General features: G+C 67.4%; 8 protein-coding genes and 1 pseudogene. 4 read left to right on the forward strand and 5 right to left on the reverse strand.

Translation table 11 applies throughout. The features are described 5' to 3' along the window. The 3 genes and pseudogenes from EAO76_RS40495 to EAO76_RS40505 all read left to right on the forward strand — a co-directional run. Nucleotides 1-1,236: pseudogene (locus tag EAO76_RS40495) on the forward strand (hypothetical protein); the annotation flags it as partial. 60 nt (nt 1,237-1,296) lie between these two features. Beyond that, a complete protein-coding gene (locus EAO76_RS40500; protein ID WP_262376165.1) occupies nt 1,297-2,115 on the forward strand; it encodes an immunity 49 family protein in 819 nt (272 codons plus the stop codon). Nucleotides 2,116-2,258: 143 nt separating this feature from the next. Further along, complete coding sequence (locus tag EAO76_RS40505; RefSeq protein ID WP_316248407.1) at nt 2,259-3,059, forward strand: immunity 49 family protein; 801 nt, start codon at nt 2,259-2,261, stop codon at nt 3,057-3,059. A 62-nt stretch (nt 3,060-3,121) separates the two neighbouring features. On the opposite strand, the gene EAO76_RS40510 is transcribed toward EAO76_RS40505, so the two are convergent. The 5 genes from EAO76_RS40510 to EAO76_RS40530 all read right to left on the reverse strand — a co-directional run bounded on the left by EAO76_RS40510 (nt 3,122) and on the right by EAO76_RS40530 (nt 7,692). Continuing rightward, nucleotides 3,122-3,925: a DUF3626 domain-containing protein gene (locus EAO76_RS40510; RefSeq protein WP_148841254.1), complete on the reverse strand. Its 804-nt coding sequence runs from the start codon at nt 3,923-3,925 to the stop codon at nt 3,122-3,124. Between the two features lie 263 nt (nt 3,926-4,188). Further along, the gene (locus EAO76_RS40515) at nt 4,189-4,800 is read right to left on the reverse strand and encodes a response regulator transcription factor (RefSeq protein ID WP_148841248.1); all 612 of its coding nucleotides are present in this window, start codon (nt 4,798-4,800) and stop codon (nt 4,189-4,191) included. Then, nucleotides 4,797-6,023, reverse strand: a complete 1,227-nt coding sequence (locus EAO76_RS40520; RefSeq protein ID WP_148841249.1) for a sensor histidine kinase — start codon at nt 6,021-6,023, stop codon at nt 4,797-4,799. The genes EAO76_RS40515 and EAO76_RS40520 overlap by 4 nt, the downstream gene beginning before the upstream one ends. Continuing rightward, complete coding sequence (locus EAO76_RS40525; protein WP_148841250.1) at nt 6,020-6,760, reverse strand: ABC transporter permease; 741 nt, start codon at nt 6,758-6,760, stop codon at nt 6,020-6,022. The genes EAO76_RS40520 and EAO76_RS40525 overlap by 4 nt, the downstream gene beginning before the upstream one ends. Next, nucleotides 6,757-7,692, reverse strand: a complete 936-nt coding sequence (locus EAO76_RS40530; protein WP_148841251.1) for an ABC transporter ATP-binding protein — start codon at nt 7,690-7,692, stop codon at nt 6,757-6,759. The genes EAO76_RS40525 and EAO76_RS40530 overlap by 4 nt, the downstream gene beginning before the upstream one ends. Before the next feature lie 66 nt (nt 7,693-7,758). On the opposite strand from EAO76_RS40530, the gene EAO76_RS40535 reads away from it, so the two are divergent. After that, nucleotides 7,759-8,080: ATP-binding cassette domain-containing protein (locus EAO76_RS40535; protein ID WP_148841252.1), on the forward strand; the 322-nt coding region annotated here is incomplete at its 3' end.

The following is an 8,080-nucleotide window of genomic DNA, read 5'->3' on the forward strand; positions in this document are numbered from 1 at the left end:
GTGTGCTGCGTCGTCCAGGCCGCCTGCGCCCGGGCTTTCCGGGAGACGGGTTTCGCCGCCCACGGGCGGGAGCTCGTGGTGGCCGCCGCCAAGACCGTCGGTGTGGTTGCCGATGTTGGGAGGGCCGTCCCCGTTGCCGGCGCCCGAGGCGGCCACAACGACGGCCCCTCGGGCGCCGGCAACGGGGACGGCCCTCCCAACATCGGCAACCACACCGACGGTCTTGGCGGCGGCCACCACGAGCTCCCGCCCGTGGGCGGCGAAACCCGTCTCCCGGAAAGCCCGGGCGCAGGCGGCCTGGACGACGCAGCACACGGTACGGATGACGCGGCGCAGCCGACCCACCCCTCAGAGGGGAAGCGACCGACCGCTGAAGAGATCAAGGCCAAGCAGGACGAATTCGTCCGGCGCGCGAACGACCCCGACAAGTCCTGGTTCGACCTCTACTACCGGTCCGATGGCCATCGTCACAGCATCCATACCAAGATCGATGGCGTCGAACTGCCCATCCTCGCGAAGGACAGTGACGGCTCCTGGATATCCAAGCACGACCTTCCCTCGGCTCCATCGGAGACCAAATACGGTCGGGACCCGCTGGATCGTGACAGCACTCCGGTCGACCAGATCGACCACTTGGACGACGTAGCGAAGGACCGGAGGGTCTCTGTCGACCTGTCCAATGCCGAACGTGCGTACAAGACCACACCGACCGAGCAGACATTGACGGAAGTGCAGCACACCCGGCAGCAGTTCATCGACCACTTCGACGATCAGACATCCAACAACAGCAGCTACTCCGAGCGCCTTGGCGAAGACGCTGCACGACTGCATGTGATACCCGAGCGGTTCAAGGGCTCTGTGGAGCAGCCCCTACCGAAGACACCCAACGGCGCCAATATGTTTGACCAGTTGTACCGTCGACCGGATGGAAAGCTCATGATTGTCGAGGCGAAAGCGCCGGGTTCGGGTCTCATCTGGCGCAGGGGACAAGGTTCCGCTGCAGACATGATGGTCAAACAAGGCACAAGAGAGTATTTGGAGACCATTATTGCCGAAATGGATGCTCGACCTGCACTGTCGGTAACCGACAGCACAGGTAAACTTTGGAAAAATTCCGACCTGGTGACCGAGTTGGAAACAGCTCTCAAGCTCGGAAATCTGGAATATGTGATGGTGAGGGCTACCGAGAACAGCGGCAAATACTCCGGAGCCGTCCTTGAATACTTCAAGATCTGAAATCAACAAGGGAGATCAGTGACTACGAGCGTATCCCGGCAGAGTTATCCGGTGGCTGACATGGAAGCCGTCGTCCCTGTCATGGAGAAATCCTTGGCTAATTTGCTGCAATCCATCGAGACCTCACACAGCACCAGGAGCACGGTGTTGTCGAAGTCTCTGAACGTGGCGCGCGTCCGTTGTGTCGGAGATCCCGACTCGGTGATGCTGGAGACCTGGGAGTCCTGGCTGCTGGCCATGCAGGTGCACTCGGCGGTCTTCGCCGCCACGTTCACCGATCAGGAGACCGTGACCTGCAAGATCCGCCAGGAGGAACGACATCTCACCACTACTGGCCCTCAGCGATACCTCAATGCGGGAACCTGGCTCAACGCATTCTTTCTGGCATTGATCTGCCGGGAGACGACCCGCCTCGACATGCTGACCCGGGTGCCCACATCTCTGCTGCGGGACTGCGGTGGCGCGTTGGATGAATACATCTACGCCTGGGTGGAAACCCTCCGAAGCTTCTGGCTGCGACACGACGACGTCGGTCAGCACCTGGTGCGGGCCGTGGATCTGAGTGCACCCGAGCACGCCCGCGTCATCGACCCCGAAACCATGAGCAAGCTGAAGTACCCGCCGATGATGATGTTCTACCGCTACCTGCGCAACGACGCGGCAGGCTTCAACGAGGCGCTGAACGACGCCCTGCGCTGGCACAAGGAGTACTGGACGGCCGACGAGGATCGCACCCAGAACATCGAGGGAGTCGTGGCCATCGCCCCGCTGGCGATCGCCTGCCTCGCCAAGGCCAACGGCATCCCGATCGAGGTCGAATCCGGCTACCTACCGACCGCCCTGCTGGACTTCTCCTGGCGCGGTGAGTTCGACGCGTAGCCTCCGGGAGAAACCACGTGATGGATTCAGGTATTCCTCCCTTTCCGTCGGCTCGAAATAAGCAAAGGGATTCTTTCATGGCCAAAATCTTCCCCCGCCACAAATTGTCCGCCAAGCCCGATGTCGAGCAGCTCGCAGAGAAATTGGAAGCACATCTCCTCCAAGGAATCGAGACTCTCGAAGAGACAACGGAAGTAATCGATTCAAAATTTGGTACCGCCGTTCTGTCTTTGTACGCTCGCTGCGTTTCCGACCCGCGGGCCGCAGCAGCGGAGACGTGGGAAGCCGCGGTGAACGCCATGCAGCTCGGCTCGGCACTCTTCGCCGTGACCGGCATCACCGAAGGAACCGTCGAGTGCCGCATCAACCGGAAACTGCGGAACCTCCCCGCAGCCAGGGGACCGAGGTCGTCCGCCAGCGCCGGCAACTGGCTGTCCGCGTTCTGGCTCGCCGTCATCTGCCGTGAGCAGCAGCGGATGACGCAGTTGTGCGAGATTCCGCTGGAACGGCTACGGGCGCCGGAGGGGGCGTACGACGAGTACATCTACCACTGGGTCGACACCCTGCAGACGTACTGGCTGCGCCGTCCCGGACTGGCGGAGAAACTCACCACCGCCATCGAGATGACGGACCCCGCCATCGCCCGGATCGCCCCGCTCGACCTGTTGCAGGGGCAGCTCTATCCGCCGATGAACCTCTTCTACCACTTCGTCACCAGGGACACCGAAGGCTTCACCCCCGCCCTGACCGAAGCACTGAAACTCCACCAGGCTTACTGGACCCTCACCGAGGACCGACCCACCGACATCAACGGAAGCATCGCACTCGGCCCCCTCGCCATCGCCTGCCTCGCCCACGACGGCAAATTCCCCATCGGCGTCGAATCCGACTACCTCCCCAAACACCTCCTCCAGCACACCTGGCTCGGAGAATTCCCCACCTGAGCCCCGGCAACGTCGCAGCAAAGGGGAAGAGCGGAACAGCAGGATCGCGGTCTCTGCTCCGCTCAGGTTCTCGCCGGGTCGTCGTCGACGGAGCCGGCGGCCGGCCCCTGTTGTCCGAACCGTGCCAGGTAGTGCCACACCCTCTTGACCGCCTGGGGGTCGAAGCGGTCGTCGTGGGCGGCTTCTCCGAGGATGCGGGGGTTCAGTACGCCGTCGACGGCGATCTTCGTGCCCAGGTCGACGTACTCCTGGCCCCGGTAGTCGGGGTGGCGGTGGAGTTCCTCGACCGTGAGGCGGAATCCGGGGTGCCATTCGACGGGGCAGCCCAGACGCAGGGCCACGGTCTCGACGGTCGTGTCCCGGTAGCAGGGGTCCAGGACCAGGGCCTCCACATGGCGGTCCGGGCGGACCGGGCCGTGCACCTGTGCCTCGATGTAGTCGTCAAGGTCGTCCTGCTGATCGGCGAGGGCGAGCCCGATGAGACCCATGCGGTCCGCGACGCCGAAATCCGAGGGTTCGAGGAAGCTGTCCGGATAGCAGAACGTGGTCCGCTCCAGCGTCCCGACCGCCAGCCGGAAGTGGGCCGAGCCGAATCGCGGGGCCCCGCCGACCGGCTTCCGGCGGAAGTTCAACGCCCCGTAGACGGGCCGCTCATGGGCGGGTGCCTTGTCGTACGCCCCGTTGAAGATCCGGCTCTCCCAGCGCCACCGGTCGCCTCCGGGATGCGCGGTCAGTCCGCCGTTGCTGGTTCCCGTGACGAACTGCGAGCGGTAGACGCCGTCCTCGGCCATCGCGTCCAGTATCGACGTGCCGTGCACCGGGCGGTCCGGATGGAAGTTGAGGGTCACCCGGAGCGTCGGGTCCATCGGCGGGCCCGAGGCCAGTTCCGTGACATGACCGAGGGCCTGTTCCTGCGATACCGGGGAGGTCGGTGGTGTCTGGGAGGTCACCTGTGCAGTATTTCCCGGGGCGGGCGGGCGGCGCTCGCAGATTATTGGCCGCCTCCGGCACCACCCCTTGCAGGGAAACGTGACACATCAGAGGTCAACCGTCACGTTCAAATACAACAGGGTGTGTCTCCGGGCCGGACCGCGCTCCGGCCGGCCCGGGTTCCACAGCCGCCCGGGTTCTACAGCCAGCCCTTCTCCCGGGCGATGCGGACCGCCTCCGCGCGGTTGCGGGCCGCCAGTTTCTGGATGGCCATGGAGAGGTAGTTGCGCACCGTTCCCTGGGACAGGTGGAGGGCGCCGGCGATCTCCGCGTTGGTGGAGCCGTCCGCCGCCGCCCGCAGCACGTCGCGTTCGCGTTCGGTGAGCGGGCTCGCCCCGTCGGCGAGGGCCGCCGCCGCGAGCGTCGGGTCGATGACGCGTTCCCCGGCGAGCACCTTCCGTACCGCGGCGGCCAGTTCGGCGGCCGGGGCGTCCTTCACCAGGAAGGCGTCGGCGCCCGACTCCATGGCCCGGCGCAGATAGCCGGGGCGGCCGAAGGTCGTGACGACCACGACCTTCACGTCCGGGAGCTCGCGCCGCAGGACCGCCGTCGCGTCGATTCCGGTCATGCCCGGCATCTCGATGTCCAGGAGCGCCACATCGATGTCGTGCGCGTGGGCGGCGGCCACCACCTCGTCCCCGCGGGCGACCTGGGCCACCACCTCGATGTCGGGTTCCAGGCCGAGAAGCGCCGCCAGGGCCTCGCGCACCATGGACTGGTCCTCGGCCAGAAGGAGTCTGATCATGCTCATTCGTCGGATCCTAGGCCGGAACCGAGCGGAACGGTCAGGGTCAGCGTGAAGCCTTTGCCCGAACCCGAATTGGTCCTGCCCGAACCGGGGCCGGACTTGCCCGGGCCGGGACCGGATCTGCCCGGCCGGGTGGTCAGCGTGCCGTCGACCGCGGCGAGGCGTTCACCGATGCCGGTGAGGCCGTTGCCCGGCGTGGTGCCCGAGGCGCCGACGCCGTCGTCCGAGACGGCGAGTTCGAGGACCTTGCCGTCCAGGGTCTGGCGCCGGGCGAGGGTGACCGTGCAGTGACGGGCCCCGCTGTGCCGTACGACGTTCGTGACGGCTTCCCGCAGCGCCCAGGCGAGCACCTCCTCCGGCTTCTCGGGGAGGTCGTCGGGGGCCTCCGCCGGGATGTCGGCCGCGATGCCCGCGGCGGCCAGCGCCGTACGGGCGCCCGCGAGTTCACCGGGGAGCGTGGGGCGGCGGTAGCCGGTGACCGCGCTGCGCACGTCGATCAGGGCCTGGCGGCTGACCTGCTCGATGTCCGCGACCTGGGCGGCGGCCCGCTCCGGATGGTCCGGGAGCATCCGGCCGGCCAGCTCGCTCTTGAGCGTGATCAGGGAGAGCGAGTGGCCGAGCAGGTCGTGCAGATCGCGGGCCAGTCTGAGCCGCTCCTCGTTGGCGGCGAGCTGGGCGACGGTGGCGCGGGCCTCGCGCAGCTCGATCGTCGTACGGATCAGCTGGCGCACCCCCGTCATCGAGAACCCGCCGAGCAGCGCGGGGAAGATCAGGGCCGTGATGACCTCGCGGGGGTGGTCGTCCGTCAGCCCGATGACCACCATGACCGCCACGACGGCGGGGATCAGCCAACGGGCCGTGCGCAGCGGCAGGGTGGCGCCGACGGAGACCGCCACGTACACGAAGAGCACCAGCCACGAGGTACCGAGCGTCAGGGTGAGGACGGTGGCGAGGAGGCCGAGGAAGGCGATCGAGGCGTGGACGACACGTCGGTCCAGGGGCTTGCTCGTGTGGCGGAAGACCAGGAGCAGGTAGGACCCCACGAAGGTCAGCAGGCCGAGCCAGCCCAGTACCGTCCCCCACGGGGTGTGGTGGCCCCCCGCCAGGTCCTTGACCGGGGCGCTCATGAACGCGAGCCAGATACCGATCCAGAGCAGCTTGATCCAGAACTGCTTGCGGTTCGTGGGAGGGCGCCCGATGCCCACCGACGTCTCGTCGTCGTTCACGCCTTCAGGGTGTCCTTCCGGTAGAGCAGGGCCGCGCCGCCCGTGAAGAGGAGGAAGTAGGCGCAGAGGACGGCGATGTCCTTGCCCTGCGGCGCACCACCCATTTCGATCGCCTGGCCGAGAGAAGCGTACGCGTGCGTGGGCAGCCACTCGGAGATGTTCTGGAGCCACTGCGGGAAGGTCGCGCTGGGCATCCACAGGCCGCCGAGGATGGAGAGCCCGAAGTAGATGATCATGGTGAGCGGGCGGACCGCGTCCCCGCCGGCGACATAGCCGATGGCGACCCCGAGCGCGGCGAAGACCAGCGAGCCGGCCCAGATGACCCCGGTCAGCGCGAGCCACTGCCAGGTCTCCACCCGTACGTTCTTGACGGCGGCGCCGACCAGGAAGACCACCACGATGCAGGGCAGGGTGACCACCGCGGCGCCGGCGATCTTCGCCAGGACGTAGCCGCGGCTGGGCAGCGCGGTGAGCCGCAGCTGGCGGACCCAGCCCTTCTCGCGTTCCTTGGCGATGCGTTCGCTGTTGCCCATGAGGACGGCGGTCAGCGCGCCGAAGGAGGCCATCGAGACCATGAAGAAGGCCTGGAAGGTGAGGTCGGTGTGCGGAATCCGGTCGGTGGTGTTCTGGGTGCCGGAGATGAGGAGGTAGATCACCGAGGGGTAGATGACCGAGAAGAACATGAACTTCTTGTTCCGCAGGGTGCGGGTGACTTCGAGCCTGATCAGAGTGTTCACGCGGTCCTGGCCTCCTCGGCCTCGGTGATGGCGACGAAGGCCTGTTCCAGGCCGAGTCCCGCGACTTCGAGTTCGCGCGGGTAGAGGCCGAGCCCGTAGACGGCGTGGACGGTCGCGTCGGCGTCGTGCGACTGGATGCGGACCCGGTTGCCGGTGACGTCGAGCGCGGAGAGGAACGGCAGGCCGCGCAGGGCCGTTTCGTCGACCGGGCCCTCCAGCTCGAAGGAGATCCGGCGGGCCCCGGCCCGGGCCTTGATCTCGGCGGCGGTGCCGTCGGCGAGCAGTCGGCCCTTGTGGAGGACGAGCACGCGGTCGGCGATCGCGTCGGCCTCCTCCAGGTAGTGGGTGGCGAACAGGACGGTACGGCCCTGCTCGGCCTGCTCGCGCATGGTGGCCCAGAACGCCTGGCGGGCGGTGACGTCCATGCCGGTGGTCGGCTCGTCGAGGACGATCAGGTCGTTGGCGCCCGCGGTGGCGAGTGCGAAGCGGACGCGTTGTTCCTGGCCGCCGGAGAGCTTGTTGACCATCCGGTCGGCGATCTGCGCGACGCCGGCGCGGGACATCACCTCGCCCACCGGGTGGGGCCTGGGGTGCAGGGAGCAGCCGAGGCGGACCAGTTCCTCGACGGTGACGTCCTCCATCAGGCCGCCGGTCTGGAGCATCGCGCCTACCTGGCCCCGGGCGATGGCGTCCTGCGGGGTCGTGCCGAAGACCCGGACCGTGCCGGAGTCCGCGGTGCGCAGCCCGAGCAGCAGGTCCAGGGTGGAGGACTTCCCGGCACCGTTGGGGCCGAGGAGCGCGACGGTCTCCCCGGGGTGCAGTTCGAGGGTGAGCCCGTCGACGGCGCGTACCTCTCCGTACGCCTTGCTGACCTGGTCGAAGCGGACCGCGGCGGTCCTCGCCCCGGTGGCCTCGGCGGCTTTCGTTGTCATGCGTCCAGCGTGGCGGAGGGCGGGGCGGGCGCGGCAGGGTCGCCGGTCGTGGAAACGGGATGACAGATGTCATGCCCGGTTTGTGACTGCGGGGCGAGCCGTTACCGGGCGACCCCTTTCGGGGCGAGGACCGCCGCGGTCCGCTTCGACCAGGTCAGCAAGGCGTACGGAGAGGTACGCGCCGTCGACGGGCTCACCCTCGAACTGCACCCCGGGGAGACCGTCGCGCTCCTCGGCCCCAACGGTGCCGGGAAGTCCTCCACCCTGGACCTGCTGCTCGGGCTGCGCACCGCGGACTCCGGCACGGTCCGGGTCTTCGGCACGACCCCGCAGGACGCCATCGCCCGGGGCCAGGTAGGCGCGATGCTCCAGACCGGCGGCCTGATGG

The sequence above is a fragment of the Streptomyces sp. sk2.1 genome, from assembly GCF_008120935.1.
GTDB lineage: Bacteria > Actinomycetota > Actinomycetes > Streptomycetales > Streptomycetaceae > Streptomyces.